Annotated in this window: 28 protein-coding genes; 11 read left to right on the top strand and 17 right to left on the bottom strand. The window is 66.8% G+C overall.

Features of this window, described 5'->3' with window-relative positions; genetic code table 11:
• Positions 1-50: 50 nt before the first annotated feature.
• On the bottom strand, positions 51-551 hold the full coding sequence (locus ACTWPB_RS24445; protein WP_446222877.1) for a MarR family winged helix-turn-helix transcriptional regulator: 501 nt from the start codon (positions 549-551) through the stop codon (positions 51-53).
• Between the two features lie 65 nt (positions 552-616).
• Between ACTWPB_RS24445 and ACTWPB_RS24450 the strand changes: the two genes are divergently transcribed.
• The 4 genes from ACTWPB_RS24450 (at position 617) to ACTWPB_RS24465 (ending at position 3,298) form a co-directional block, all read left to right on the top strand.
• The gene (locus tag ACTWPB_RS24450; RefSeq protein WP_446222878.1) at positions 617-1,111 is read left to right on the top strand and encodes a cupin domain-containing protein; all 495 of its coding nucleotides are present in this window, start codon (positions 617-619) and stop codon (positions 1,109-1,111) included.
• Between the two features lie 85 nt (positions 1,112-1,196).
• A complete protein-coding gene (locus ACTWPB_RS24455; RefSeq protein ID WP_446222879.1) occupies positions 1,197-1,616 on the top strand; it encodes an acyl-CoA thioesterase in 420 nt (139 codons plus the stop codon).
• 287 nt (positions 1,617-1,903) lie between these two features.
• The gene (locus ACTWPB_RS24460; RefSeq protein ID WP_446222880.1) at positions 1,904-2,323 is read left to right on the top strand and encodes a hypothetical protein; all 420 of its coding nucleotides are present in this window, start codon (positions 1,904-1,906) and stop codon (positions 2,321-2,323) included.
• A 15-nt stretch (positions 2,324-2,338) separates the two neighbouring features.
• A complete protein-coding gene (locus ACTWPB_RS24465) occupies positions 2,339-3,298 on the top strand; it encodes an MvdC/MvdD family ATP grasp protein (protein WP_446222881.1) in 960 nt (319 codons plus the stop codon).
• A gap of 23 nt (positions 3,299-3,321) precedes the next feature.
• Here the strand turns inward: ACTWPB_RS24465 and ACTWPB_RS24470 are convergent, their stop codons facing one another.
• Together ACTWPB_RS24470 and ACTWPB_RS24475 are read right to left on the bottom strand one after the other, a co-directional pair.
• Positions 3,322-3,594 carry a helix-turn-helix domain-containing protein gene (locus ACTWPB_RS24470; RefSeq protein WP_446222882.1) on the bottom strand — a complete coding sequence of 91 codons (273 nt, stop codon included), beginning with the start codon at positions 3,592-3,594 and terminating at the stop codon, positions 3,322-3,324.
• A gap of 136 nt (positions 3,595-3,730) precedes the next feature.
• Positions 3,731-5,362 (bottom strand): ABC-F family ATP-binding cassette domain-containing protein, encoded by a 1,632-nt coding sequence (locus ACTWPB_RS24475; RefSeq protein WP_446222883.1) that lies wholly within the window; start codon positions 5,360-5,362, stop codon positions 3,731-3,733.
• Between the two features lie 124 nt (positions 5,363-5,486).
• Here ACTWPB_RS24475 and ACTWPB_RS24480 point away from each other — a divergent pair, with 124 nt between their 5' ends.
• A complete protein-coding gene (locus ACTWPB_RS24480) occupies positions 5,487-6,251 on the top strand; it encodes an SDR family oxidoreductase (RefSeq protein WP_446222884.1) in 765 nt (254 codons plus the stop codon).
• A gap of 87 nt (positions 6,252-6,338) precedes the next feature.
• On the opposite strand, the gene ACTWPB_RS24485 is transcribed toward ACTWPB_RS24480, so the two are convergent.
• Together ACTWPB_RS24485 and ACTWPB_RS24490 are read right to left on the bottom strand one after the other, a co-directional pair.
• Positions 6,339-8,720, bottom strand: coding sequence for an MMPL family transporter (locus tag ACTWPB_RS24485; protein ID WP_446222885.1), 2,382 nt, complete (start codon positions 8,718-8,720; stop codon positions 6,339-6,341).
• A gap of 326 nt (positions 8,721-9,046) precedes the next feature.
• Positions 9,047-10,111: a lycopene cyclase family protein gene (locus ACTWPB_RS24490; RefSeq protein ID WP_446222886.1), complete on the bottom strand. Its 1,065-nt coding sequence runs from the start codon at positions 10,109-10,111 to the stop codon at positions 9,047-9,049.
• A 110-nt stretch (positions 10,112-10,221) separates the two neighbouring features.
• On the opposite strand from ACTWPB_RS24490, the gene ku reads away from it, so the two are divergent.
• From ku to ACTWPB_RS24515, 5 genes are all read left to right on the top strand, one after another.
• Positions 10,222-11,121 (top strand): non-homologous end joining protein Ku, encoded by a 900-nt coding sequence (gene ku / locus ACTWPB_RS24495; RefSeq protein WP_446222887.1) that lies wholly within the window; start codon positions 10,222-10,224, stop codon positions 11,119-11,121.
• Positions 11,122-11,136: 15 nt separating this feature from the next.
• A complete protein-coding gene (locus ACTWPB_RS24500; protein WP_378912931.1) occupies positions 11,137-11,673 on the top strand; it encodes a GNAT family N-acetyltransferase in 537 nt (178 codons plus the stop codon).
• Between the two features lie 188 nt (positions 11,674-11,861).
• Positions 11,862-12,731, top strand: a complete 870-nt coding sequence (locus tag ACTWPB_RS24505; protein WP_446222888.1) for a MetQ/NlpA family ABC transporter substrate-binding protein — start codon at positions 11,862-11,864, stop codon at positions 12,729-12,731.
• Entirely contained in the window at positions 12,728-13,741 is a 1,014-nt protein-coding gene (locus tag ACTWPB_RS24510; protein ID WP_446222889.1) for a methionine ABC transporter ATP-binding protein, read from the top strand. Before ACTWPB_RS24505 ends, ACTWPB_RS24510 begins: the two co-directional genes overlap by 4 nt.
• On the top strand, positions 13,741-14,403 hold the full coding sequence (locus tag ACTWPB_RS24515) for a methionine ABC transporter permease (protein ID WP_446222890.1): 663 nt from the start codon (positions 13,741-13,743) through the stop codon (positions 14,401-14,403). The genes ACTWPB_RS24510 and ACTWPB_RS24515 overlap by 1 nt, the downstream gene beginning before the upstream one ends.
• A 49-nt stretch (positions 14,404-14,452) precedes the next feature.
• Here ACTWPB_RS24515 and ACTWPB_RS24520 read toward each other — a convergent pair whose 3' ends face one another.
• The 3 genes from ACTWPB_RS24520 to ACTWPB_RS24530 form a co-directional block, all read right to left on the bottom strand.
• Positions 14,453-14,923: a DUF4189 domain-containing protein gene (locus tag ACTWPB_RS24520; protein ID WP_446222891.1), complete on the bottom strand. Its 471-nt coding sequence runs from the start codon at positions 14,921-14,923 to the stop codon at positions 14,453-14,455.
• 276 nt (positions 14,924-15,199) lie between these two features.
• Complete coding sequence (locus tag ACTWPB_RS24525) at positions 15,200-15,754, bottom strand: NADAR family protein (protein ID WP_446222892.1); 555 nt, start codon at positions 15,752-15,754, stop codon at positions 15,200-15,202.
• A 165-nt stretch (positions 15,755-15,919) separates the two neighbouring features.
• Entirely contained in the window at positions 15,920-17,209 is a 1,290-nt protein-coding gene (locus ACTWPB_RS24530; RefSeq protein WP_446222893.1) for a PucR family transcriptional regulator, read from the bottom strand.
• A 158-nt stretch (positions 17,210-17,367) separates the two neighbouring features.
• On the opposite strand from ACTWPB_RS24530, the gene ACTWPB_RS24535 reads away from it, so the two are divergent.
• On the top strand, positions 17,368-17,991 hold the full coding sequence (locus tag ACTWPB_RS24535) for a TetR/AcrR family transcriptional regulator (RefSeq protein ID WP_446222894.1): 624 nt from the start codon (positions 17,368-17,370) through the stop codon (positions 17,989-17,991).
• A 61-nt stretch (positions 17,992-18,052) separates the two neighbouring features.
• On the opposite strand, the gene ACTWPB_RS24540 is transcribed toward ACTWPB_RS24535, so the two are convergent.
• The 9 genes from ACTWPB_RS24540 to ACTWPB_RS24580 form a co-directional block, all read right to left on the bottom strand.
• On the bottom strand, positions 18,053-18,481 hold the full coding sequence (locus ACTWPB_RS24540; RefSeq protein ID WP_446222895.1) for a DUF4189 domain-containing protein: 429 nt from the start codon (positions 18,479-18,481) through the stop codon (positions 18,053-18,055).
• Positions 18,482-18,695: 214 nt separating this feature from the next.
• Positions 18,696-19,181 carry a DUF4189 domain-containing protein gene (locus ACTWPB_RS24545; RefSeq protein WP_446226465.1) on the bottom strand — a complete coding sequence of 162 codons (486 nt, stop codon included), beginning with the start codon at positions 19,179-19,181 and terminating at the stop codon, positions 18,696-18,698.
• Positions 19,182-19,300: 119 nt separating this feature from the next.
• Entirely contained in the window at positions 19,301-19,708 is a 408-nt protein-coding gene (locus tag ACTWPB_RS24550; RefSeq protein ID WP_378912942.1) for a metal-sulfur cluster assembly factor, read from the bottom strand.
• The gene (gene sufU, locus ACTWPB_RS24555) at positions 19,705-20,187 is read right to left on the bottom strand and encodes a Fe-S cluster assembly sulfur transfer protein SufU (RefSeq protein ID WP_446222896.1); all 483 of its coding nucleotides are present in this window, start codon (positions 20,185-20,187) and stop codon (positions 19,705-19,707) included. Before sufU ends, ACTWPB_RS24550 begins: the two co-directional genes overlap by 4 nt.
• Before the next feature lie 3 nt (positions 20,188-20,190).
• Complete coding sequence (locus ACTWPB_RS24560) at positions 20,191-21,444, bottom strand: cysteine desulfurase (protein ID WP_446222897.1); 1,254 nt, start codon at positions 21,442-21,444, stop codon at positions 20,191-20,193.
• A gap of 1 nt (position 21,445) precedes the next feature.
• Positions 21,446-22,213: a Fe-S cluster assembly ATPase SufC gene (gene sufC / locus ACTWPB_RS24565; RefSeq protein WP_427908752.1), complete on the bottom strand. Its 768-nt coding sequence runs from the start codon at positions 22,211-22,213 to the stop codon at positions 21,446-21,448.
• Positions 22,214-22,245: 32 nt separating this feature from the next.
• Positions 22,246-23,424 (bottom strand): Fe-S cluster assembly protein SufD, encoded by a 1,179-nt coding sequence (gene sufD / locus ACTWPB_RS24570; RefSeq protein ID WP_446222898.1) that lies wholly within the window; start codon positions 23,422-23,424, stop codon positions 22,246-22,248.
• Entirely contained in the window at positions 23,424-24,860 is a 1,437-nt protein-coding gene (gene sufB, locus ACTWPB_RS24575) for a Fe-S cluster assembly protein SufB (protein WP_446222899.1), read from the bottom strand. The genes sufD and sufB overlap by 1 nt, the downstream gene beginning before the upstream one ends.
• Positions 24,857-25,651 carry a helix-turn-helix transcriptional regulator gene (locus ACTWPB_RS24580; RefSeq protein WP_446222900.1) on the bottom strand — a complete coding sequence of 265 codons (795 nt, stop codon included), beginning with the start codon at positions 25,649-25,651 and terminating at the stop codon, positions 24,857-24,859. The genes sufB and ACTWPB_RS24580 overlap by 4 nt, the downstream gene beginning before the upstream one ends.
• Positions 25,652-25,868 lie beyond the last annotated feature (217 nt).

The raw sequence follows: 25,868 nt of genomic DNA on the forward strand, positions 1-25,868 counted from the left end.
GCGCGGCGGGATCATCGCAGAGTGCCCTTTCCCCGGCCGGGATCGGCAGGTCAGCTCGCCCAGCCATCGAGCAGGGTTCGCGAGATCCGGTCCAGGGCGGCACGATCCGCGGGCTCGAGCACCGACAGCATCGCGGTCTCGTTCTCTGTGTGCGCCACGACCACCGTGTCGACGAGCGCCCGGCCCTGCACGGTGAGCGCCACCCGCACGGCGCGCCGGTCCTCGCGATCGGCGATGCGGCGAACCAGGCCCGCCGCTTCGAGCCGGTCGATGCGGCCGGTCATCCCCGCGCGCGACAGCATCAAGGTATCGGCGAGCACCGACGGGTTGAGTTCGAACGGTGAACCCGAACGGCGCAGTGCCGCAAGCACATCGAACTCACCGCGCTGCAAACCGTGTGCGGTGAACACACTTTCGATCCGTGCCGTGGCGATGTTCATCAGCCTGCCGAGCCTGCCGAAGACCGCCATCGCCTCTAGGTCCAGATCGGGTCGCTCCCGCTGCCACTGGGAGGTGATCGCATCGACGACATCCGGTTCGCGTTCATCCATGGACATGATTCTATTCGCTGAGATATAGTTCGATAACGAATTATCAACCGGCGAATGGAATGGTCATGACGAACACCCGCGACATCGCCCTCTGCCTGCCCGAGGACGCCGAGACCCTGGGCACCGATAACGTGCGGATGCGCCTGCTCACCGACGCGAACGCCAGCGACGGCGCGGTGAGCACGCTCGAGGTCACCATGGCGCAGGGTGCCGACGGCGCCGCACCGCACTTCCATACCCGCTCCGACGAGCTGTTCTACGTCGCCGACGGCGAACTCCAGGTCATGGCGGGCGATCGCATCCTCACCGTCGGCGCGGGCGGCTCGCTGGTAGTCCCGCGGCAGATGCCACACGCCTTCGGCGCCACCCCGGACAGCGGCGCGCGCATCCTCATCGCCCTGATGCCCGGCGTCCAACGCTTCGAGTACTTCCGCCTGCTCGATCGCCTCATCCACGGCGATGCCACCCATGACGAATTCGTCGCTGCCCAAGAGGAATTCGACAATCACTTCGTCGACGCTCCGGCCTGGTGGGCCGAGCGCAACGCCCATCGCGGCTGACCTGTCATGCACTCGTCCTGATACTGTGGCCGAGATTTCACCCCGACCGGGAACAACGCCACCGAAGCGGCCGGTTATACGCCGTATGACGTTCTCCGTACCGGTCCTCGTCCGCGGCTACGAGCTCGACACCCAAGGCCACCTCAATCACGCCGTTTACCACCAGTACGGCGAGCATGCCCGGTGGGAGCTGCTGCGCGCAGCAGGAATCCCGCAGGACAAGTTCATCGCCAGCGGCGTCGGCGCGGTGGTGCTCGAGTCGACCATCAAGTACAAGCGTGAGCTGCGCGGCGGCGACGAAGTTACCGTGACCTGCGCCTTCGACTGGCGGGAAGGCGAGAAGGTCTTCCGGTTCCACCACCAGATCATCAAGCTCGACGGTACCGTCGCCGCGGAGATCACCGTCGTGGCAGGCGCGATGGATCTGACGGCCCGCAAACTCGTGCCCAACCCGGCCGAACACTTCCGCGAGCTCGCCGAGAATCCCGAACTGCTCGGCCTCTAGACACCACACACGGCGCGGCAGGCAACATCCGGCACCGGCCCGGGGATGCCTGCCGCGCCGCTGTCATAGGTGTTTGCTGCCGGATTGCCCGTGCGAACACAGTTGTGGCATCCGAGTTGTCCGAAATTCTTTCCCCGCAAGGCGATCACGCGCCGCTCGGCGGTTTGCCCGGCGCTCCGCAAATCTTGCGAACCCGCTCGGCGGGCCACTCGTTCACGCTATGATCCGAAGCACCTTTTGGGGTTCTGGCAAATTGCGAGCAGACGAGAAGATCGGAGTGAGTGCCCATGACCGACGCCATCCACCTCCCCGCAACCGCGTCGTCCCGAGATCGGGGCCCCGCCTTGCGCGGATTGCTGGTGGCCGAGTCCGATCGCGACATCTCGGTGCGCGTCGACGGCGGTACCTGGACTTTCGACCGCAACGACGTCGTGCGACTCACCGAAGACCGCGCGGGCGCGGGTGAACGTCAGGTGCGGGTCGACATCCGCCCCGGCGCCACCGCCGATTTCACCCGGCGCATGCGCGTCGAGCTGGTGGACCGGCCGATCACCCTCGCGCCGGAACCGTCGGAGGCGCTGGGCGACGAGCAGCTGGCCCGCGCCACCCGCGGCTGGGCCACGAAACTGCGCATCGCCGAACGAGGTGGTGTCACCGGGGCGACGTTCACCTTCCGCGACGGCATCAACTGCGACAGCCTCGACTGAAACGGCACAGAAGTTATGGAAGGCGCTACCGACGCCGTGCTCATCGTCTCCGAAACCGACGACCTGCACGCCGATGCGCTGGCGTCGACCCTGCGAGAACACCACGGGCTCGACCCGATTCGACTCGACCTGCGCGACTTCCCTTCCGAGACAGGGAGTTTCCGGCTCGACAAAGCGGGCACCAACCGTGCGCTCTCTCATGTCCACGGTCTCGACGACGTGCGCGCGGTGTGGTGGCGCAGGCCGCACCCGTGCCGGGTGCCGCACGGCGTGCGCGCCGCCGACGACGAGTTCCGCCAGGCCGAGTGCGACGGATTCCTGCAGGGCATGCTGTGGTCGATCCCGGCGTACTGGGTCAATGATCCGGCCGCCGAACGCACCGCCACGCGCAAGATCGTGCAGCTCGAAACCGCGCAGCGGGCGGGTTTCACGATCCCGGAGACGCTGATCACCAACGACCCGGACGAGGCGCGCAGTTTCGTCGAATCCCGCTGTGGTCCAGTGGTGTACAAACGCACCGGCACCGGCCGTGGCGAGTTCTCGGAGACCAGGATCATCACCGGACCCGAGCTGAGCAGACTCGACTCGATCCGCTCGACGCCGACCACGTTCCAGGACTATGTGGAAGCCAGCTGCGATCTGCGGGTGGTGTGGGTCGACGGTGTCGAGTGGAGTGTGCGCATCGACTCCCAAGCCGGGGTCGGCCGCATCGACTCCCGCCTCGACACCTCGGTCGCCTTCGCGCCCGATCGGCTACCGGCGTCGGTCAGCAAGTCCCTCGCGACCCTGATGGGCGCGCTCGGACTCAGCTTCGGTGTCGTCGACCTCCGCCTCGGCAGCGATGGCGAGTACTACTTCCTCGAGGTGAACCCGCAGGGGCAGTTCGCGTACCTCGAGATCAAGACGGGGCTGCCGCTGTTCGCCAGCCTGGCGAATCTGCTGGTCCGCAGCGACGGAGCCGTCGCAGGCTGGTAGCGGCTCCGTCGACGACGCGCGGCTCAGTCGGCCGGATTCTTGCGCCGATTGGCGCCGCCGCGCCCACGCAGTTCGACATGTGACTCGACCAGCACATTGTGGATGAAGCCGTACGAGCGGCCGGTGGACCTGGCCAGGGTGCGAATGGACGCGCCCGCCTCGTACTGCTTCTTCAACTGGGTCTGCAACCGGTCGCGGGACTTGCCCGTCACCCGGGTGCCCTTGCCCAGTACTGCCTTGCCGATCGTCGATTTACCCTTGGCCGCCCTAGCGGCCTGTCTGGCACTGTCGCTCATGGCTTCCTCCGAGTCGCCGAGCACTCCTTCCAGGCTAGACACTCCGCACTCGGTGATCAACGAAAACAGTGATCAAACTCACGCGGCCCCGGCGAGTTCCTTCCCGACACCGCGTTTCACGCACGACACACCGGCCCTAGGCGAGATCGATGAGCTCCGCGTACTCGGCGGACCAGTGGTCCTCGGTGCCGTCGGGAAGCAGAATGACCCGCTCCGGGTTGAGCGCCTCGGCCGCACCAGGATCGTGGGTCACCAGCACCACGGCGCCCGCGTAGGTGCGCAGCGCCTCGAGGACCTGCTCGCGGGAGACCGGGTCGAGGTTGTTGGTCGGCTCGTCGAGCAGCAGCACATTCGCCGCCGAGGACACCAGCCCGGCCAGCGCCAGACGCGTTTTCTCACCGCCGGAGAGCGTGCCGGCGGGCTGGTCGAGCTGCGGCCCGGTGAACATGAACGCACCGAGCAGGCTGCGCAGCTCCTGCTCCCCCGCGTCAGGGGAGGCATGGCGGATGTTCTCCCACACCGAGGCCTGATCGTCGAGGGTGTCGTGCTCCTGGGCGAAGTAGCCGACCTTGAGCCCACGCCCCTGCTCGACGCCACCCGCGGTCGGCGTCTCGACACCGGCGAGCAGTTTCAGCATGGTCGTCTTACCGGCACCGTTGAGCCCCAGCACCACCACGCGACTGCCCTTGTCGACGGCGAAGTTCACGCCGGTGAAGATCTCGAGCGAACCGTAGAGCTTGGTCAGGTCCTTGACCATCAGCGGAGTCTTGCTGCAGGCCGCGGGCTCGGGGAACCGGATGCGGGCGACCTTGTCGCTCACGCGCACGTCGTCGAGCTCGTTGATCAACCGTTCGGCGCGACGCACCATCTGGTGTGCCGCAGCGGCTTTGGTGGCCTTCGCGCCGAGTTTGGCGGCCTGCTGACGCAGCGCGCCCGCCTTCTTCTCGGCGTTGGCGCGCTCGCGGACGCGGCGCTGCTCGTCGGTGGCGCGGGCATCGAGGTACTTCTTCCAGCCCATGTTGTAGACGTCGGGCTCACCGCGCACGGCGTCGAGGAACCACACCTTGTTGACCACGTCGCCGAGCAGTTCCACATCGTGGCTGATCACGATCAGTCCGCCGTCGTGGTTCTGCAGGAACCCGCGCAGCCAGGTGATCGAGTCGGCGTCGAGGTGGTTCGTCGGCTCGTCGAGCAGCAGGATGCGGTCCGAGCGCCCACCCGAGCCGTCGGACGCGGAGAACAGGATGCGGGCCAGCTCGATGCGGCGCCGCTGACCACCGGAGAGGGTGCGCAGCTGCTGGTCCAGGACGCGGTCGGGCAGGCCGAGGCTGTTGCAGATGCGCGCCGCCTCGCTTTCGGCGACGTAGCCACCGAGCGAGGAGAACTGGTCTTCGAGGCGGCCGTACCGGCGAATCGCCTTGTCGCGGGCGGCATCGTCGGCGACCTCGGCCATTTCGAGCTGGGCCTTCTCCATATCGCGCAGCAGGACGTCGAGGCCGCGCGCCGACAGGACCCGGTCTTTGGCGATCACATCGAGATCGCCCTCCTTCGGGTCCTGTGGCAGGTAGCCGATGTCGGTGGAGCGAGTGATCTTTCCGGCGTACGGTTCACCCTCGCCCGCGAGGATGCGCAGGGTGGTGGTCTTGCCCGCACCGTTGCGACCGACCAGTCCGATCCGGTCGCCGGACTGCACCCGCAGCGCCGGCCCAGGGGCCGAGAGCAGGGTGCGGACTCCGGCCCGGACCTCCAGGTCGGTCGCCGTGATCACAGAGTTCTCCTCAGAGTAAGACAAAACGGGAAAGGTATTTCGGCAAGAACCAGTTATTTTACCGTCGACGTCTCCGGAGGCCGAACCCGGCGCTGCCCGATGTGAGCGTGGTTACTCTCGTGCCATGACTACCGATCTACTTGGCCGCACCGCTCTCGTCACCGGAGCCAGTCGCGGCATCGGGCTCGCGACCGCGGCCGAACTGCTGAGCCGGGGCGCGAACGTGCTGATCACCGCCCGTAAACCCGAACCGCTCGAGGTCGCCGCGACCGAGCTGCGCGCGCTCGGCCACAAGGGCCAGGTGAGCACTTTCGCCGGCAATGCCGGCGATGCCGACGCGCGCGCGGAGGCCGTGGCCAGAGCCGTCACCGAGTACGGCTCGCTCGACATCCTGATCAACAACACCGGCATCAACCCCGTCTACGGTCCGCTGATGGACGCCGATCTGGGCGGCGTCAGCAAGATCTTCGAGGTGAACGTGGTGGCGTCGCTGGGCTATGTGCAGCAGGCCTACCGCGCGTGGATGGCCGAGCACGGCGGCGCCGTGGTGAACGTGGCCAGCGTCGCGGGCATCCGGTCGTCCGGGGTGATCTCGGCCTACGGCGCGTCGAAGGCGGCGTTGATCCGGCTCACCGAGGAGCTGGCCTGGCAGCTGGGCCCCAAGATCCGCGTCAACGCGGTGGCACCGGGCGTGGTGAAGACCAAGTTCGCCGATGCGCTGTACGCCGACGACGAGGAGCGCGCCGCGAGCGTGTACCCGATGAAGCGGCTCGGCGTGCCCGAAGACGTGGCCCGGCTGATCGCGTTCCTGGTGTCCGACGAGGCCGCGTGGATCACCGGTGATTGTGTGCGGGTCGACGGCGGGCTGCTGGCCACCGGCGGCATCTGAGACATCGCTTGAATACCGAAGGGCGACACCGGAACTGAACCGGTGCCGCCCTTCAGCGTGGTGTTGACGGATCAGACCGGCGCCTGGTCAGTCCGAGGTCTCGCGGCTTCCTGTCGACGCCGAAAGGCTTTCCTTGGCCCGCGCGTTCTCCCGCGCTCCGGCGCTGTCCTCGGTTCGCGCCGCCTCAGCCCGTGCTGCCTCGGCCCGCGCCGCCTCAGCTCGCGCCAGTGGATCCACGACGACGATCTCCTCGGGCCGGGCGGCGAGCGGATCACGCACCACCACTTCACGTTTCGGCGGCCGCGCCGCACCACTGTCGTCCAGGCCCCACCGGTCGTGCAGGCGGTGCAGGAATTCCGGTGCGTACCAGTTCGCGTCGCCGAGCACCTTCATCGCGGCGGGCAGCAGGAACCCGCGCACGAGGGTGGCGTCGACGATCACCGCCAGCGGCAGACCGATGCCGAACGCCTTCATGAAGGTGATGTCGGAGGCCAGGAAGCCGAGGAAGACCAGCGAGATGAGGATCGCGGCGGCGGTGACGATGCGCCCGACCCGTTCCAGGCCGAGCGCGACCGCGGTCTCGTTCTTGCCGGTGCGGTCGTATTCCTCCCGGATCCGCGACAGCAGGAACACCTGGTAGTCCATCGCGAGCCCGAAGGCGGCGGCGAACAACATCACCGGGACCGTGGCGGACAGATCCCCGGTGACGGTGAAGCCGAGCACCCCGGACAGGTGCCCGTCCTGGAAGATCCACACCAGCGCACCGAAGGTCGCGGTCAGGCTCAGCGCGCTGAGGATCACCGCCAGCACCGGCAGCACCATGCTGCCGGTGAGCGCGAACAGCACGATCAGCATCATGATCACCACGAACCCGAGCGCCCATGGCAGTGCGTTCTCGATGGCGGCGACCGAGTCGGCATTGGCCGCGGCCACGCCACCGACCAGCAATTCGCTCGGCGTGCGCACCGCGCGCACCTGCTCGACCAGACCGGCGAGGGCATCGCTGTCTCCGGTGGTCGGCACGATCGACAGGTAGACGGCCTTCTCGACCCGGAAGCGCGCGTTGGCCGCCGTGGGTTCGACAAACAGGCCGCCCTGGGCGTAGCTGCCGGTGGCGGTGTCGACGCGGCGGACATTGTCCAGGTCGGACATGGCACGGGCGATGGTGTCGAGTCCCGCCGCGCTGTAAGCACTGTCAGGAAGCACCGCGACGAGCGTGTGCTGGTCGCTCTCGCTGAAGTCGCGTGCCACGATCTCGGTGACCTGACGGGAGTTCATCGATTCCGGCAGGGTTCGTTCGTCCGGGAAACCGAGTTTCACGCCGAGGAACGGCGCGCCGAGCAGCAGCAGCAGGGCGGTGACAGCGAGCCCGATCGAGATCGGCTTGCGCATCACGGCGGTGGCCAGCTTGTGCCAGGCGCCCTCACCCGGTGCGGGGCGCGGGGCGCGCAGGAACCACCAGCCGAGCTGACCCTTGTCGATGCGCGTGCCGATCAGCAGCAGCGCGGCGGGCAGCACGGTGAGCGAGACCAGCGCGGCCAGCGCCGCGACGACGATGCCCGCGTAACCCATCGACCGGATCGCCAGCAGTGGGAAGAACAGCAACCCGGCCAGCGCCACCGCGACGGTGAGCGCCGAGAACGCGACGGTGCGGCCCGCGGTGCGCAGGGTGGTGGCCACCGCGCCTGCCGGGTTGCGGCCGTCGGCGAGTTCGTCGCGGTAGCGGTTGACGATCAGCAGGCTGTAGTCGATGGCCAGACCGAGGCCGAGCAGCGTCGCCACGTTGGTCGCGGTGACCGACAGCGGGGTGAACAGGGTGAGCAGCCACAGCGCGCCCATGGTGGTGAGCACGGTGCCGATCGCGACGAGCAGCGGCAGGCTAGCGGCGACCAGGCCGCCGAAGACGAACAGCAGCGCGATCAGCGTGAGCGGGAAGGCGATGGCCTCGCCCTTGGCGATATCGGTCTTGCTCTGCTGCACCGTCTCGTGCATGAGCATGGCGAATCCGCCCGCCCTGACCTGCAACGATCCTTGTTTGCCCGTCAGCTCGCCGGAGATGGCGGTGACGCGTTCGTCGATCTCGCGTTCGCTGCCGAGCACACTCGCGACGATCAGGCCCTGCTTGCCGTCGACACTGCGCAGCGCGGGCTGGTGGGAGGTCCAATACGACATCACCTCGGTGACACCGGCACGTTCCTGCAGGTTGGCGACCAATGCCGTTGCCGCCGCGGTGGATTCGGGGTCCTCGACCGACGACTCGGTTTCCACCAGCAACAGCAGGTTCGGCGGCGCCTGGCCGAACTCCTCGCGCAACACCTCGAGCGCACGGCTGGATTCGCTGCCGGGGTCGGTGTATCCGCCGCCCTCCACCCGCTCGAACAGCGTGGCACCCAGTGCGCCGAGCACCACCGCGAGCACCGCGAAAACGCCGAGCACCCAGCAGCTGCGCCGCCTGGTGAATTCGAACACCGGATTGTCCCCTAACTCGTCACACAACCGAGCGGCACGCAGATCGACGTGCGGGGGCTCGAGACACTTCCGGCCGTCCGCCTCGTCGGCCCGATCCTGTTGGCGGGTCGGCGCGTTCGCGAGGCGATCGTAGCAACTTCGTGGCGCCACCGCCGGGCCTCTGGCACACCCTTGTTCTTCCCGTCGGCCACCGGTCTCGACCACCCCGGCACGGCGACCGTCTCGCCACCTCCACCGGCGGCGTCAAGGGCTCTGCGGGTCGAGTTCGGTGAACGCCGAGGCGCGTCCGGCGCACCGTTTCGCACCGCGGCGCGAGCGCTCGCCGGCTACCGGCCGGACGCACCGATGACCGAGGTCACGACAGCGCGGCGCAGATTCGGGGGCAGGTCGGCGAACAGTGCGCGCATCGCGGCGAGGGTGCCGCCGAGGTCGCTGTGGCCGGACAGATAGGAAAGCTGAAGGGGGGCAGGCAAACCGAAGAACACCTCGAAGAACACCGGGACTTCGCGGGGCGGGAGAGCCAGCAGCGCGCGTAATCCCGCGCGCCGCAGGGCCGCCACTGCCCGCGCTCGCGGAGTCCACACGGTGCCACCCGTGACGACGGTGTCCGCGGCGGCGAGTGCGGCGGCGACGCTGTATCCGGTCGCGGGATGGGTCAAGCCACCGGCCGCACCGAATCGGCCACCGCCCGGTGTGCCTCCCTGCACCGGAAATCGCACTCGCTCAACAGGTTCGGCTCCGGTGAGTGCGATCCCCCGCGCCCGTAACCGGTGTTCGAGTCTGCGCCGCAGCACCTCCGGCGCGAGCGCAGGCCGGCCGGCGAGGCAGGTCTCCTCGAACAGCGCGGTGTCGGCACTGAGCGGTACCGCGTACAGAAAGGAGGGTGGGTCGTCCGGATCGGCACCGTTGTCGAGGCGCCAGTCCATGAACAGCGTCTGCGCTAGTTCGCCACGGGCCGAGACGACGCCGTATGCGGTCTGCTCGGCGCGATGCGCCGATCGCGCCAGCCCCCGCGCATCGACCACCTGACCGGTGCGGGTCAGGCCACCGGCCGTCCGCACTTCTCGTGCGTCCACCTCGACGGCCCGGTCCGCGATCACGGTCGCGCCGTCCAGCGTCAGCGCCGACTGCAGCGCCGCCGTATCGAACACCTGATAGACGCGATCGATCCGATGCTCGCCCACCGCCCACGCCGTCGGTGCGTCAACCGCCGCCACCACGCCGGAATCCAGCCACTCCGGTAGTTCATCGGCCCACGCCGCATAGGTCGGCGTCCATACCCGGTCCGGATGCGGATCGATCACCGTGACGTCGCGCCCCGCCGCCAGCGCACGATGAGCAACAGCCCGGCCCGCCGGACCGAGCCCACAGACGATCACCTCCACACCCACCCGTTGATTGGACCAGACGCAACGATTTCACGCTCCGGCGGATCACGGACCAGCACCTATTCGGGATCGCTTGCTCGCCGCGACGCGACATTTCGACCATGATGGGGTGCATGAGATCGATCTGGAAGGGCTCGATCGCTTTCGGGCTGGTCAATGTCCCGGTCAAGGTTTATACCGCGACCGAGGACCATGACATTCGGTTCCACCAGGTCCACGCCAAGGACGGGGGCCGGATCAAATATGACCGGGTCTGCCAGGTGTGTGGCAATTCTGTGCAGTTCGCCGATATCGACAAGGCCTACACCTCGCCCGATGGCGAGCAGGTGGTGCTGACCGACGCCGATTTCTCGAAGCTGCCCGCGGCGGAGAAGCATGAGATTCCGGTGCTGGAATTCGTGCCGTCCGATCAGATCGACCCGGTGCTGTTCGACAAGAGCTATTACCTCGAACCGGATTCCGCGACGCCGAAGGCCTACCAATTGCTGGCGGCGACCCTCGAACGCATCGACAAGACCGCGCTCGTGCATTTCACGCTGCGCCAGAAGACCCGGCTGGCCGCATTACGCGTGCGCGACGGCGTGCTGGTCCTGCAGACGCTGCTGTGGCCCGACGAGGTGCGGGCCGTCGAATTCCCGTCGCTCGACGACGCGCCCGCCCCGCGCCCGCAAGAACTGAAGATGGCCGAAACTCTCGTCGAGTCGATGTCGGGCGATTTCGACCCGTCCGAATACACCGACGAATACCAGATCGAACTACAGAAACTTCTCGATGAGGCGATCGCCAGCGGCACCGGCAAGGTCGAGCCCGCCGCGGAAACCGAGCCCGCCGAACAGGCCGATGCCGAAGTCGTGGATCTGGTCGCCGCGCTGCAACGCAGTCTCGAGGCCAGCGGTCGCCGGGAAGCCGCCCCGGACAAGCCCGCGAAAAAGGCCGCCAAGAAAGCCGCACCGCGCAAGGCCGCCACGAGCAAATCCACCGCGTCCAAGACCGCGACCCGCAAGGGCGCGTAGGGCACACTGGCGGCTATGGACACCGCCATCGCTGTCGTGCCGATGGGATTGGGACATCTGCGTCAAGTCCTCGACCTCGGCCATCAGGTCTTCGACACCACCATCAAGCCCTACACGTCGTGGTCGCTCACGGCCGTCGCCGAGCACCTCGACAGCCCCGACAATGCCTGCTGGGTGGCCCTGGACTCCGACCGGGTGGTCGGGTTCGTGCTCGGGTCGATGGAGTTCGAGCATCGCGACGACTGGGCGTATCTGGAATGGATCGCGGTCGCCCCCGATATGCAAGGCCACGGGATCGCCCGGCGGCTGGTGAACGTGTGCTCGGAGGCGCTGTTCGCGCGCGGCGCCCGCCATATCGTCACCGATGTCGAGGACCGCAACAGCGCCTCGGCCGCGCTGATGACCAGCAGCGGGTTCGTGCCCGCCGCGACCGTCACCCTGCTGGTGCGGCCCAACCCCGCCGCCCCGGACGACGACGCCACGCTGCCGCCGATCACCAAGCGCGACCTCGTCCGCCGCGGCAGATTGTCGGTTGAGCACCCACTGCGCTGATCCTGTCCGACCCGAGCTCGCGGACCGGAATCGCCAGAAGACGGCGCAGGATTCGCATGTCGGCAAGTTAGACGGGCGTACCACTGTTTGCGAGGATTTCGCTCACGGCAAGTCAAACCGTTGTCGGCCGGTAGTGCCGGCAGCTTGGATGGCCGAGTTCCTCTTCTGCGAGCAATTCGGGAGTACAAGTGAAATTCCTTCGGACACTGGCGATCCCAGTGCTGATAGCAACCGCGGCCCTCACCCTGACCGCGTGCGGTTCCGATGACGCGTCGGGCACGCTGGTACGGATCGGCACCACCGACAAGGACAAGGCTTTCGAGGTCTTCGAACAGAAGGCGAAGGAGCAGGGCATCACGCTGAAGGTCACCAATTTCTCCGACTACAAGCAGCCGAATACGGCGCTGTCGCAGAATCAGATCGACCTCAATCTGTTCCAGCACCTGCAATTCCTCGGCCAGTACAACGTGGCGAGCTCGGACACACTCACCCCGATCGGCTCGACCTACATTGTGCCGCTGGGGCTCTACTCGAACAGGCACAAGGCACTCGCCGATATCCCGGCCGGTGGCGAGATCGCGATTCCCAACGATCCGACCAACCAGGCGCGCGCGCTGTTCGTGCTGCAGGCCGCCGGGTTGCTGAAGATCACCGGCACCTCGGCGCAGCCGACCCCCGCCGACATCGACAAGGGCGCCTCCAAAGTGCGGGTGACACCGGTGGACGCCGCCCAGACCGCGCTGTCGCTGCCCTCCGTCGACGGATCGGTCATCAACAACACCTTCCTCGAACGTTCGGGCGTCGACCCGAAATCGGCGCTGTACAAGGATGATCCGAAGAATCCCGCCGCCGAGCCCTACATCAATGTGATCGTCAGCCGGGCTGCGGACAAGACGAATCCGACGTATCTGAAGCTGGTCGAGATCTGGAAAGATCCGGCGGTGGCGACCGCGCACGCCGAGACCACCAAGGGCACCGCGGTCGCGGTGAACCGGCCCGGTGCCGAGCTCGAACAGATCCTGAACCGGGTGCAGCAGGGCATCCGCACCACCAAGTGAGTGCGCACCCAGCCGCCGTCGAATTCCGGTCCGTCACCAAGGTTTTCGGCAGCGGCGCCGATCGGCACACCGCACTCGACGGCATCGACCTGCGGATCGAGCCGGGTGAGATCTTCGGCGTCATCGGCTATTCCGGGGCGGGCAAGTCCACGCTGGTCCGGCTGATCAACGCGCTGGACAAGCCGACCTCGGGCACCGTCACGATTTCCGGCACTCCCATCACCGGGGTGCCGGAGTCGGCGGTGCGCCGGCTGCGCCGCGATATCGGCATGGTGTTCCAGCAGTTCAACCTGTTCCGATCACGCACTGCCGCAGGCAATATCGAGTATCCGCTGAAGGTGGCGGGCTGGAAACGGGCCGAGCGCAAGGCCCGCGTGGCCGAGTTGCTCGAATTCGTCGGGCTCACCGACAAGGCGCGCGCGTACCCCGATCAGCTCTCCGGTGGGCAGAAACAGCGCGTCGGGATCGCGCGGGCGCTGGCGACCTCGCCCTCGCTGTTGCTGGCCGACGAGGCCACCTCCGCGCTCGACCCGGAAACCACCGGGGAGGTGCTGCGACTGCTGAAGAAGATCAATGCCGAGCTCGGGGTGACCATTGTGGTGATCACCCATGAGATGGAGGTGATCCGCGCGGTCGCCGACCGGGTGGCGGTGCTCGCCGAGGGGGGGATCGCCGAATTGGCCGCCACCTTCGATGTTTTCGCCGCACCGCAGGCCGCGCCGACACGGTCGTTCGTAGCGACCGTGCTGCACAACCGGCCCGGCGCGGCGGAGCTGGATCGGCTGCGGGCGCTGCACGGGGGCAGGCTGGTCACTGTCGACATCGACGATCACGCCGGGATCGGGGCGGCGTTGGCTGCCGCTGCCGCCGCCGACGTGCGTTTCGAGATCGTCTACGGCGGGGTGAGTACGTTGCAGGACAAGACTTTCGGCAGCGTCACCCTGGCGCTGCACGGGCCCGACGCCGCGCTGGATCGCGTCGTCGCCGACCTGGAACGGAAGGCGGGCTGATGGAGACCAACTGGGAGAAGCTGCGGCCCACGCTGTTCGAGGCGATCGGGACCACGGTCTATCTGGTCGGCGTGACGTTCGTCGTCGCGGGGGTGATCGGGCTGGTGCTCGGGACAGCGCTCTACACGACCCGCAAGGGTGGACTGCTGGCGAACGGGCCGATCTACTTCGTGCTCAATGTGTTCGTCAATGTGGTGCGCCCGATTCCGTTCATCATCTTGCTGGCCGCGCTCGGCCCGGTCACCCTGGAGGTGGTCGGCACCACGATCGGCTCGGAGGCGGCGCTGTTCGTGATGATCGTCGCGGCCTCGTTCGGGCTCGCCCGGATCGTGGAGCAGAACCTGGTGACAGTCGATCCCGGCGTGATCGAGGCCGCGCGTGCGGTCGGTGCGCGACCACTGCGGATCATTCTCACGCTGCTCATCCCGGAAGCGCTGGGGCCGTTGATCCTCGGCTACACCTTTGTGGTGATCTCGATTGTCGATATCTCCGCGATGGCGGGCACTGTTGGCGGCGGCGGACTCGGTGATTTCGCCATCGTCTACGGGTATCAGCAATTCCAGTGGCAGGTCACGATCGTGGCGGTGCTGATCATCATCGCCGGTGTGCAAGGTGTGCAGTTCTTCGGCAACTGGCTCGCCAGAAAAGTGCTGCGCCGCTGAATTCAGTAGTGGCACAGGCCAATTCAGCCCGTGCCACTACCGAATTCGTCTAGATGTTCGCAGTGCAAGCAGACAGGATAACGCTCGCCGCACGCGGCGACGCCGAGCCCGGATCAGGGAACGGTGCCGCACTGATGCCGAGCACATCCACCGCGGAGCGCTCGGCCGCGGCCAGGGAGTGATCCCACGCCCAGCCGAAGCGGTAGTCCGCGCCCTGCGCCACAGCACCGCAGGCATTGCGGAACTCGACGACGACCTGGCAGTCCCGCACACCACACTCATCGAGCGCGGCCCGGCTCGCCGCCGCCCAGCTGCCGTAATTCACCGCCGAGGCCACCACGGCCTGGCCCGCCGACAACGCCAGCGCCCCATAGAGATCGCCCGCCGCGGCCTGGAATCCACCATCGCGCGACACAGCGGTGTACCCCGGCACCTCAGCGATTGCCACACCACTGGCCCCCGCGGAAGCAGGCCCAGCGTTCACCACGGTGAACGCCGCCACCGCGGATATGGCAGCCACCCCAAGGGCAAATTTGCCCATAACAGACATCAGCGATTCTCCCCGTCGAAATACCGACTCCGCGCCTCGAAGCCGAACCAATCATGAACGGCCGCCCACTTTCCCGGAAATAGCTTTCCGGCATCGCCACGACGACCATTCAGCGAGCTCCGTCATAGCGCCGAGACATCCCCGGCAACAACAGTTCTCGCATGTCTAACGCCCGATTCCTCCCGAACCGCCCGTCCACCACAGACTAACAACGCCCTCCGACAAGTAACGGCGCCCGGCAACCCCCTACTGGCGAACCAGCTCATCCCGCGCCCGCATCAACGCGAAACCGAGCAGGTTGAGTCCCCGCCATCGCGCAGGATCCATCGCACCCGGATCGTCGGCGGCCAACCCGATCCCCCAGATCCGGTCCACCGGACTGGCTTCGACGAGCACTCGCGAGCCGGTACCGACCAGATATCCCCGCAAGACGTCATCCTGCCCGAACTTGGCCACACTCCCCGCGACCACGATGTCGAACCGCGCACGCTCCCAGACATTTTCGTCGAAGTCCCGAATCTGTCTCCCGAGCTTCTTCGCTTGGCTCGGATGGCCGACCCCGAGGACCTTCGCCGCGGTCGCCGCGTCGTCGAACAGCATCGCCTTACGCCACATCATGTAGTGCTCGGCACTGGCGAATTCCACACCGTCGACAACGAAGGTCGCAGGCCACCACTGACTCAGGCTGCTCGACCCGATCGTTCCGTCACGACGTGGGCTATGCCCCCAGAACGGCAGGTACTTCGGCGAAGCGCCCTGCGCGATTGCCCGACACAACTGGTCCACAGATTCGACAGCCATCACCCCTCCTGGTTTTGGTCTATGTAACCATAGATTGGAACGAGGTTCTATTCGCTTGACGACGCGGGCTCCGGTTTCGCCGGCGGACTGGGGAATCCGCGTTCGCAAGCCCCGGCCTCGCGACTGTTCGGGTCGCGGTGCCGGGGCCGGAGCAGCGGGTACGGGTCAGGCCGAGCGGATGCCGTTCAGGTCGAGGTAGGGGTGGGGGGTGGCGCGGCGCGGGATTCCGGGGTCGGCGACGACGGTGGATCGGGTGCCGCGGCCGGTGTGGAAGCTGCGCGCGATCATCGAGGAGCGCAGTTGCCACAGGCCCGAGGATTGGGCCGGGTCGAGGCCGGTGAGTTGGGCTACTCGGCGCAGGCGGTAGTCGACGGTGTTGGTGTGGATGTGCAGCAGACGCGCGGTGCGCCGGCGGTTCATGTTGTTGGCGATGTGCACGCGCAGGGTTTCGTAGAGCTCGGGGTGGTTGTCGAGGGGGGCGAGCAGTTCGCCGAGGCGGGCGCGGCCGGGGCCGGGGCGGGTGAGCTGGTATTCCAAGGCCAGGTCGCCGAAGCGGTAGAGACCGGGGGCGCTGTCGAGACGTTCGACCATGTCCAGGAGTTCGTGGGCACGCTGGGCCGCGTCGGGGATCTCGTCGGTGATGGCGGGCACCAGAGCCGCCGTGATGTCGACGTGCGCGGCCCGCGACAACGCCTCGACCAGCGCGTCGAGTTGCGCGTCCGCCAGCAGATCGGCCGGGATCAGCAGGGTGCCACCATCGACCGACAGCAGTGCCAGCACCTGCTCACCGCACCTGTGCGCCAACGCCGTTTGCACCCGGCGCAGCTTGCGCCGCGCCACCACGGCACCGTTCACGCATGGTTCGTGCTCATCGGGATGCGCCCCGATCGACAGTGCGAGCACCGAATACGCGCCGGCGACGGTGATGCCGACCTCGCGCGCCATGGTGACGGTCGGCTGACCGGCCAGTAGCGCCGAGGCGAGGGTGTGTACGGCCGTGTGATGTTCGCCGACGGCCTCGCGGTGCTCGCGGATGTAGGAACGAGTCACCGTGGTACACAACAGGTCCGAGATCTCGACGACCCGGCGGAAGCCGTGGATCAGGCTCGCCCGGTCGGCGTCGGCTACCTCGTCGAAGACCGCGTCGAAGGAGAGCCGGAAACCCTCATGGAAAGCGTGCAGGATCGTGTCGATCGGCACGCCTTCGCGTGCCCAGCCCGCCGCCGCCACCGCGAGCCGGTTCAGTTTCACCTCCTCGTCGCGGCCGTCCAGCATTCCGCCGACGATTTCCAGGCACATCCTGGTGACCGAGGTGACGTCGCCGGCGATCGCATCGCCGGGTAGCGCCCGGCAGGTCGCGACAGTGTCGACGAAATGGCCTACCAATCGGCTGGTCATCGCCCGAACGTCGCGCAGGGGCCGCCACATGGCCGTCTCGTCCAGTGGGATCGTCATCGTCGACTCCTCCTCTTCTGCACCCCGGCACCGCCGGTAGTGGTCGCGCTTCCGTGATGCCTGCCGATGTGATGGCCTACACTTCGGTTTCTCCGTGATCATGACTGTAGGGTGAGCAACCGCTCACCTTCTACTCCTCTTTCCACCGAGGTCCACAGATGCCACCGCAAGCCGATAAGCAGCGCAAACGCCCCAAGCAGGACCGGGCGAAGGAGACCAGAACACGCATTCTCACGGTGTCCGCTCATCTTTTCGGCACCCGCGGCATCGGCAACACCTCGACCAACCGGATCGCCACCGAAGCGGGCATGAGCATCGGCACCCTGTACCGGTACTTCAACGACCGCGACGAGATCGTCAAAGAACTCAACGACAGCCTGTTCCTGCAGGTAGAGGAGCGCTACGGCCAGCTGCTGACCGCCAGCTCAGACCAATCCCCCCGCGATGCCGTGGTCGATCTGATCCGCTCCGCCGTCGACATCCTTGTCGCGAACGGGCCCCTCGTGCGCGCCCTCGTCGCCGATCTGCAGTTCCACGGCAGCGGCATCCCCGAATTCGAACCCCGGCTGCGGATGCTCATCAAGCTCTACATCCTCCAGTTCATCGGCCCGATCAAGCACGTCGACATCGACGTCATGGCCTTTGTCGTGCTCAACGCGGGCTTCGCCACCGCGCTGCGTTCGGTCGAACTGGACGACGCCGAACTCGAGGCCATCATCGCCGGCACCGCCGACATGATCAGCGCATGGATAGACTCGGTCGCCGCGGTCGAAAACGCTTAGCGCACAACAGCAACGGGCCCGGATCCTGTGTGCGGATCCGGGCCCGTTCGCTACGCGATGGTCAGCGCGCGTTCGCCGTGCAGACGACGTCGACGATCTTGGCGCCACTGAGGTTCGCCGAACCCGTGTTGGCCAGAATCGCGGTGGGCGTCACCGACGACAGCTGCTCGTACGCGACACGTTCAGCCTCTGCCCGATCGGCGCCGATCGCCCATGCGAAGGCGTCGTTGCTCTGTACGAGCGCGCCGCAACCGTTGGCCCAGGTGGCGAGGACCTCGCAGTCGGCGTAATGGCAATCAGCCAGCGCAACAGCTTCGGCCGACGGTGCATCGGCTTCGTTGGCACTGGTGCCGTAGATCAGTTCACCTTTACTCACCGCGATCGACGCCCACTGGTTACCCGCAGCGATCGCCGAACCGGCACCCAGGACCGACCCGGCCGCAAGGCCGAGCGCCGCAACGGCGAAGCCGGCCTTACCCATGAAACTCATTCGAAAGATCTCCTCGTGAAACTGTCCCGGAAGCCCGGAACCTTCAAGATCATCATCGAACTACCGGTGATAGCCAACCGCACGGTGAAACATCACAGCACCGCCGTCAGCACATGAATCCGGGCCCGCTCGCTCCGCCGTGATCAGCGTCGGGGGCGAAGACGACGCAAGCCCGGACCGTTGCGCGGTCCGGGCTCGAAAATCGCCGTGACGATCAGCGCGCGTTGGCAGTACAGACCGTTTCGATCACATGACCGCCGGCCAGCTGCGACGAACCAACGTTGACGAGCAGGCTCTGCGGGGTGCCCTCGGTCAGCGCGAGGTAAGCCTCCCGCTCCGCGTCGGCGCGGGTTGCGCCCTTGCCCCAGGCGATGAATTCATCGTTCTCCACCAGGGCCGCGCAGCCGTTCACCCACACGGCCTCCACCGTGCAACCATCCGCAGCGCACTGTTCCAGCGCGGCAGCCTCAGCCTCAGCACGCGTGGAATAGTCGACCGAACGACCGTAGTTCGCCCAGTCTCCGTCCGCGGCCATCGCGCCCCACTGGTCGAGGCCATCCGCATTCGCCGAACCGGCACCCAGCACCGTGCCGGCCGCAAGGCCGAGAGCCGCGACGGCGAGGCCGGCCTTACTCATGAAACTCATTCGAAAGATCTCCTCGTGACACTGTTCCGGCAAGCCCAGAACCTTCAAGATCATCACTGATCGCCCGGTGATAGCCAACCGGAACGGGAAACATCACACCGGCACCAGCCGACACATAGCCGCAACAAAACGGGCCCGGATCCAGTCAGGATCCGGGCCCGAAAAGCTCAGTGCTACACCGTGAAGCCGAGGGCGCGCAGCTGTTCGCGACCGTCGTCGGTGATCTTGTCCGGGCCCCACGGGGGCATCCAGACCCAGTTGATCTTCAGGTCCTCGACCAGACCGCTGCGCACCAGCGCGTTGCGGGACTGGTCCTCGATGACGTCGGTCAGCGGACAGGCCGCCGAGGTGAGCGTCATGTCGAGGGTGCAGATGTTCGCATCGTCGACGGACAGACCGTAGACCAGGCCGAGGTCGACGACATTGATACCGAGTTCGGGGTCGACGACGTCGCGCATCGCCTCTTCGAGGTCTTCGATGTGCTGGATCTGCTCGGCCGTCAACTCGACCTCGACGGCTTTTTCGGCCTCGACGGCCTCAGCGGCTTCCGGGATCTGTGCGGTATCGGTGCTCTCACTCATGTGGCAGACTCCCCATTTCCCATCGGTGCCTTGGTTTCCTCGGCCGAACTGATCTGCACGACAGCGTCTTTGAACGCCATCCACCCGAGCAGCGCGCACTTGACCCGCGCCGGGTACTTGCTCACACCGGCGAGGGCGATGCCGTCGCCGATCATGTCCTCGTCGCCTTCGACGGTGCCGCGGCTGGAGATCATCTCGCTGAACGCGTCGACCACCTTCAGCGCCTGCTGCACCGGCAGCCCGATCACCTGATCGGTGAGGATCGAGGTGGCGGCCTGACTGATCGAGCAGCCCTGACCGTCGTAGGAGACGTCGGCGACCTCACCGGCGCCGTCGATCTGCACACGCATCGTCACTTCGTCACCGCAGGTCGGGTTCACGTGGTGCACCTGCGCACCGAACGGTTCCCGCAGACCGCGGTGGTGCGGGTGCTTGTAGTGATCCAGGATCACTTCCTGGTACATCTGCTCCATACGCATGTTCTAGGCAACCCCGAAGAAGCTCTTGGCCTTCCGCACGGCGGCAACCAGTGCGTCGACCTCGTCGAGTGTGTTGTAGACGGCGAACGAGGCACGCGCGGTGGCGGCGATACCGAACTTGCGGTGCAGCGGCCAGGCGCAGTGGTGTCCGACCCGGATGGCGACACCCTGGTCGTCGAGGATCTGGCCCACGTCGTGGGCGTGGATCCCGTCGACCACGAACGACACCGCGCCTCCGCGATCGACGTTGTCGGCGGGCCCGATGATCCGCACACCGTCGATGCCGGACAGACCATCCAGCGCGGCACCGGTGAGCGCGTGCTCGTGCGCGGCGACCACGTCCATGCCGAGGTCTTCGAGATAACGCACCGCGGCGGCCAGCCCGACCACCTGCGAGGTCATCGGCGTGCCCGCCTCGAAGCGCTGCGGCGGCGGAGCGTAGGTGGTCTTCTCCATGGTGACGGTCTCGATCATCGACCCACCGGTGATGAACGGCGGCGTCTCCTCCAGCAGCGCACGTCGGCCGTACAGTCCGCCCACGCCCATCGGACCGAGCATCTTGTGGCCGGAGAACGCGGCGAAGTCGACACCGAGTGCGTGGAAGTCCACCGCCATGTGCGGCACCGACTGGCAGGCGTCGAGCACGACGAGCGCGCCGACGGCCTGTGCGCGGCGGACCAATTCGTCCACCGGAGCCACCGCGCCGGTCACGTTCGACTGGTGGCTGAACGCGAGCACCTTTGTCGCGGACGACAGTTCGAGCGAATCCAGGTCGATGCGGCCGTCGTCGGTGATGCCGTACCACTTGAGCGTGGCACCGGTGCGCCGGGCGAGCTCCTGCCACGGAACGAGATTCGCGTGGTGTTCGAGCTCGGTGATGACAATCTCGTCGCCGGGGCCGACCTTGTAGGGGAACCGGTCGTCACCGAACGCGTTGGCCACCAGGTTCAGCGACTCGGTCGCGTTCTTGGTGAACACGATCTCGCCGGGATCCGCGCCGACGAAGCGGGCGATATCGGCGCGCGCCTGTTCGTAGGAGTCGGTCGCCTCCTCCGCCAGCTGATGCGCACCGCGGTGCACGGCGGAGTTCCGGGTGAGCAAGAACTCGCGCTCGGCGTCCAGCACCTGCAGCGGACGCTGCGAGGTGGCACCGGAATCCAGGTACACCAACGGTTTCCCGTCCCGCACCGTGCGGTGCAGGATCGGGAAGTCGGCCCGGATCCGGGCCAGGTCGAGGGCTGGCACCGTAGCGGTCATATCAGGCTCCAGCGGTCGCGGACGTGAAGCGCTCGTACCCGTTCGCGTCGAGTTCGTCGGCCAGCTCGGAGCCACCCTCGGCAACGATCTTGCCGTTGACGAACACGTGCACGAAGTCGGGCTTGATGTAGCGCAGGATGCGGGTGTAGTGCGTGATCAGCAGCACGCCACCGTCCGTACGCTCCTTGTAGCGGTTGACGCCTTCGGAGACGATGCGCAGCGCGTCGACGTCCAGACCGGAGTCGGTCTCGTCGAGGATCGCGATCTTCGGCTTGAGCAGACCCAGCTGCAGGACCTCGTGACGCTTCTTCTCGCCACCGGAGAAGCCCTCGTTCACCGAGCGGTCGGCGAAGGCCGAGTCGATATCGAGCTCCTTCATCGACTCCTTCACCTCCTTGACCCAGGTGCGCAGCTTGGGGGCCTCGCCGCGCACGGCGGTGGCGGCGGTGCGCAGGAAGTTCGACATCGAGACGCCGGGGACCTCGACCGGGTACTGCATGGCCAGGAACAGGCCGGCGCGGGCGCGCTCGTCGACCGACATGTCAAGGACGTTCTCACCGTCGAGGGTGATGGTGCCCTGGGTGACGGTGTACTTCGGGTGGCCCGCGATCACGTAGGACAGCGTGGACTTGCCCGAGCCGTTGGGGCCCATGATGGCGTGCGTCTCGCCGGACTTCACGGTGAGATTGACGCCGTTGAGGATCTGCTTCGACTCACCCTCGGGGGTGGTGATCTCGGCGTGCAGGTCCTTGATTTCCAAGGTGGTCATCGAATTCGAATCCTTCGTGGGAAGTAGGTGAGTCAGATACCGACAGTGGCGAGTTCGGCCTCGATGGCCGCCTCGAGCCGCTCCCGGACCTCGGGGACCGTGACCTTCTGGATGATCTCGAAGAAGAAGCCACGCACGACAAGGCGGCGGGCGACGTCTTCGGGAATGCCGCGAGCGCGCAGGTAGAACAGCTGCTCGTCGTCGAAACGGCCGGTGGCACTCGCGTGTCCGGCACCGGCGATCTCGCCGGTCTCGATCTCCAGGTTCGGCACCGAGTCGGCGCGCGCGCCGTCGGTGAGCACCAGGTTGCGGTTGGCCTCGTAGGTGTCGGTGCCCTCGGCGGCCGCGCGGATCAGCACGTCGCCGATCCAGACCGTGCGAGCGTCACCCTTCGGGGACTTCGGATCACCTTGCAGCGCACCCTTGTACAGCACATTGGACTTGCAGTTGGGCTCGGCGTGATCGATCAGCAGACGCTGCTCGAAATGCTGGCCCGCGTCGGCGAAGTACAGGCCGAACAGCTCCGCTTCACCACCGGGACCGGCGTAGCGCACGGTGCCGGACAGGCGAACCAGGTCACCGCCGAGGGTCGCCGACATATGGCGCAGGTTCGCGTCACGACCCAGCTTCAGGTGATGCGCGGTGACGTGCACGGCGTCTTCGTTCCATTCCTGGACCGCGACGACGGTGAGCTTGGCGCTGTCACCGAGCACGAATTCGACGTTCTCGGCGAAGGTTCCGCTGCCGCGCTGGTCGATGACCACGGTGGCGACGGCGAAGTTGTCCAGACGCACCTGCAGGTGACCGTAGGCGGTCTTACCCTCGCCGGGACCGGTGATGGTGACCGTCACCGGGTCCGACACCTCGGTTTCCGGACCGACGGTGATCACAGTCGCCTCGGAGAAACCCGAATAGGCCTGGGCGGCAACACGATCCGCGGGAGTACCGGCCTGGCCGAGACGAGAGTCGGTGCGGCCCACCGTTTCCACGGTGACACCGGTGACCTCACTCACCTCGACGGTGGCTACACCATCGGCAACGGCGGTGCCGTCGTGCAGGCCGCGCAGCCGACGCAGCGGGGTGAACCGCCACGCCTCGTCGCGACCCGACGGGATCTCGAACTGGTCGACGTCGAACGAGGTGAAGACCTCGCCCTTGTTGACCGCGGCGCCCGCGCCAGGGTTCTGGGTCGGCGTCTCGAGCGTCGACATCAGCCCACGGCCCCTTCCATCTGCAGCTCGATGAGCCGGTTCAGTTCCAATGCGTATTCCATCGGCAATTCCTTGGCGATCGGCTCGACGAACCCACGCACCACCATCGCCATCGCCTCGTCCTCGGTGAGGCCGCGGCTCATCAGGTAGAACAGCTGGTCGTCGGAGACCTTGGAAACAGTCGCCTCGTGACCCATCGTCACGTCGTCCTCGCGGATGTCGACGTAGGGGTAGGTGTCGGAGCGGCTGATGGTGTCGACCAGCAGCGCGTCACACTTCACGGTCGACTTCGACCCGTGGGCGCCCTTGTTGATCTGGACCAGACCGCGGTACGACGCGCGACCGCCGCCACGCGCCACCGACTTCGACACGATGGTCGAGGAGGTGTGCGGGGCCAGGTGCAGCATCTTGGCGCCGGTGTCCTGGTGCTGGCCGGGGCCCGCGAACGCGACCGAGAGGACCTCGCCGTGCGCGTGCTCGCCGGTCATCCAGACCGCCGGGTACTTCATCGTGACCTTGGAGCCGATGTTGCCGTCGACCCACTCCATGGTGGCGCCCGCTTCGGCCTTGGCCCGCTTGGTGACCAGGTTGTAGACGTTGTTCGACCAGTTCTGGATGGTCGTGTAGCGGCAGCGGCCGCCCTTCTTCACGATGATCTCGACGACCGCGGAGTGCAGCGAGTCGGACTTGTAGATCGGGGCTGTACAACCCTCGACATAGTGGACGTAGGCGTCCTCGTCGACGATGATCAGCGTCCGCTCGAACTGGCCCATGTTCTCGGTGTTGATCCGGAAGTAGGCCTGCAGCGGGATGTCGACGTGCACGCCCGGCGGCACGTAGATGAACGAGCCACCCGACCAGACGGCGGTGTTGAGCGCGGAGAACTTGTTGTCACCGGCGGGGATGACCGAACCGAAGTACTTGTGGAAGATCTCCGGGTGCTCCTTCAACGCCGTGTCGGTATCGAGGAAGATGACGCCCTGCTGCTCCAGGTCCTCACGGATGGAGTGGTAGACGACCTCGGACTCGTACTGCGCCGCGACACCGGAGACCAGACGCTGCTTCTCCGCTTCCGGGATGCCCAGCTTGTCGTAGGTGTTCTTGATGTCCTCGGGCAGGTCTTCCCAGCTCTCGGCCTGCTTCTCGCTCGAGCGCACGAAGTACTTGATGTTGTCGAAGTCGATGCCGTCGAGGTTGGAACCCCAGTTCGGCATGGGCTTGCGATCGAAGATGCGCAGCGCCTTGAGGCGCACGTCGAGCATCCACTCCTCTTCGCTCTTCTTGGCCGAGATGTCGCGAACGACAGCCTCCGACAGGCCACGTTGGGCGCTGGCGCCTGCCACATCGGAGTCGGACCAGCCGTAGCCGTAGGTGCCCAGCGAGGCGATGGTTTCGTCCTGGGTGAGCGGTTGCACCTGGTCGGTCGAGGTCGTCATTCGGCACTCCTTCCGGAGTCGTTCGTTCGTCCCGCCGCGGGCTGTGCGGCGGATGGGATCTTCGGCACCGCGACCAGCGGTACGTGGGTGGTGCAGGCGCAATCGCCATTGGCGATGGTCGCAAGTCGCTGCACGTGGGTGCCGAGCAGGTCGCGGAAAGCGTCCAATTCGGCGGCGCACAACTGCGGGAACTCCTCGGCGACGTGAGCCACCGGGCAGTGGTGCTGACAGATCTGCACACCGGCGCCGACCTGACGGGTGGTGGCGGCGAAACCGGCCTCGGCGAACGCTTCCGCGATCTCCTCGACCTTGGCTTCGATCACCGGTGCGGTGTGGTCGGCGACGGGCTCGATGCCGTCGACGATCACGCGAACCCGCTTGCGCGCGAATTCGGCGATCGCGGCGTCGCCGCCGATCTCACCGAGCTGGCGAATCGCCGCCCCGGCCAGATCGTCGTAGGCGTGACCGAGATTGCCCCGGCCCGCCGCGGTGAGCTGGTATTGCTTGGCCGGCCTGCCGCGCCCCTTCTGCTGCCACGGCGCCGAGCGGTTCGCCCGGGCCTGGCCCGCGTCGATGAGCGCGTCGAGGTGCCTGCGCACCCCGGCGGGCGCGAGACCGAGTTCGGTGCCGATCGCCGTCGCGGTGATCGGCCCCTGCTCGAGCAGCAGCTGGACGATGGCCGCCCTGGTCTGCCCCTCGTGTGCGGTTGCCGCGGGCACAGCAGACGACCGAGCGCCGGTCGTCTTACGACCGTCACTTCCCACGTCTGTCCGCAAACCCACGGTTTTCACAACACCAGTGTGGCGGAATTGCTTCCCTAAATCTAATAAGGGTCCCCTGACAAAGGGTGCCCTGACCTGCGACGAAGATCATCGGGTCACTCCCCTGCCCGATAAAACCCCAGGTGCGGCCCTTGCGGACCGATCGCCGAGGCTCGGCGAGGTGACCCAACGCACAGGTCTTCGACCGCGACCACCCGGCGGTCTGCGCAGCCCTGTCCGGCGCCAG

This window comes from Nocardia sp. IBHARD005 (assembly GCF_052814245.1).

What these genes read in the sequence shown, in the direction of transcription:
- ACTWPB_RS24515 (WP_446222890.1), top strand. Translation starts at nt 13,741, where the DNA reads ATGGAGACCAACTGGGAGAAGCTGCGGCCCACGCTGTTCGAGGCGATC.
- sufU (WP_446222896.1), bottom strand. Translation starts at nt 20,187, where the DNA reads ATGCGTATGGAGCAGATGTACCAGGAAGTGATCCTGGATCACTACAAG.
- ACTWPB_RS24535 (WP_446222894.1), top strand. Translation starts at nt 17,368, where the DNA reads ATGCCACCGCAAGCCGATAAGCAGCGCAAACGCCCCAAGCAGGACCGG.
- ACTWPB_RS24540 (WP_446222895.1), bottom strand. Translation starts at nt 18,481, where the DNA reads ATGAGTTTCATGGGTAAGGCCGGCTTCGCCGTTGCGGCGCTCGGCCTT.
- ACTWPB_RS24560 (WP_446222897.1), bottom strand. Translation starts at nt 21,444, where the DNA reads ATGACCGCTACGGTGCCAGCCCTCGACCTGGCCCGGATCCGGGCCGAC.
- ACTWPB_RS24460 (WP_446222880.1), top strand. Translation starts at nt 1,904, where the DNA reads ATGACCGACGCCATCCACCTCCCCGCAACCGCGTCGTCCCGAGATCGG.
- ACTWPB_RS24450 (WP_446222878.1), top strand. Translation starts at nt 617, where the DNA reads ATGACGAACACCCGCGACATCGCCCTCTGCCTGCCCGAGGACGCCGAG.
- ACTWPB_RS24465 (WP_446222881.1), top strand. Translation starts at nt 2,339, where the DNA reads ATGGAAGGCGCTACCGACGCCGTGCTCATCGTCTCCGAAACCGACGAC.
- ku (WP_446222887.1), top strand. Translation starts at nt 10,222, where the DNA reads ATGAGATCGATCTGGAAGGGCTCGATCGCTTTCGGGCTGGTCAATGTC.
- ACTWPB_RS24445 (WP_446222877.1), bottom strand. Translation starts at nt 551, where the DNA reads ATGGATGAACGCGAACCGGATGTCGTCGATGCGATCACCTCCCAGTGG.
- ACTWPB_RS24455 (WP_446222879.1), top strand. Translation starts at nt 1,197, where the DNA reads ATGACGTTCTCCGTACCGGTCCTCGTCCGCGGCTACGAGCTCGACACC.
- ACTWPB_RS24545 (WP_446226465.1), bottom strand. Translation starts at nt 19,181, where the DNA reads ATGATCTTGAAGGTTCTGGGCTTGCCGGAACAGTGTCACGAGGAGATC.
- ACTWPB_RS24525 (WP_446222892.1), bottom strand. Translation starts at nt 15,754, where the DNA reads ATGGCTGTCGAATCTGTGGACCAGTTGTGTCGGGCAATCGCGCAGGGC.
- ACTWPB_RS24500 (WP_378912931.1), top strand. Translation starts at nt 11,137, where the DNA reads ATGGACACCGCCATCGCTGTCGTGCCGATGGGATTGGGACATCTGCGT.
- sufB (WP_446222899.1), bottom strand. Translation starts at nt 24,860, where the DNA reads ATGACGACCTCGACCGACCAGGTGCAACCGCTCACCCAGGACGAAACC.
- ACTWPB_RS24550 (WP_378912942.1), bottom strand. Translation starts at nt 19,708, where the DNA reads ATGAGTGAGAGCACCGATACCGCACAGATCCCGGAAGCCGCTGAGGCC.
- ACTWPB_RS24530 (WP_446222893.1), bottom strand. Translation starts at nt 17,209, where the DNA reads ATGACGATCCCACTGGACGAGACGGCCATGTGGCGGCCCCTGCGCGAC.
- sufD (WP_446222898.1), bottom strand. Translation starts at nt 23,424, where the DNA reads ATGTCGACGCTCGAGACGCCGACCCAGAACCCTGGCGCGGGCGCCGCG.
- ACTWPB_RS24480 (WP_446222884.1), top strand. Translation starts at nt 5,487, where the DNA reads ATGACTACCGATCTACTTGGCCGCACCGCTCTCGTCACCGGAGCCAGT.
- ACTWPB_RS24470 (WP_446222882.1), bottom strand. Translation starts at nt 3,594, where the DNA reads ATGAGCGACAGTGCCAGACAGGCCGCTAGGGCGGCCAAGGGTAAATCG.
- sufC (WP_427908752.1), bottom strand. Translation starts at nt 22,213, where the DNA reads ATGACCACCTTGGAAATCAAGGACCTGCACGCCGAGATCACCACCCCC.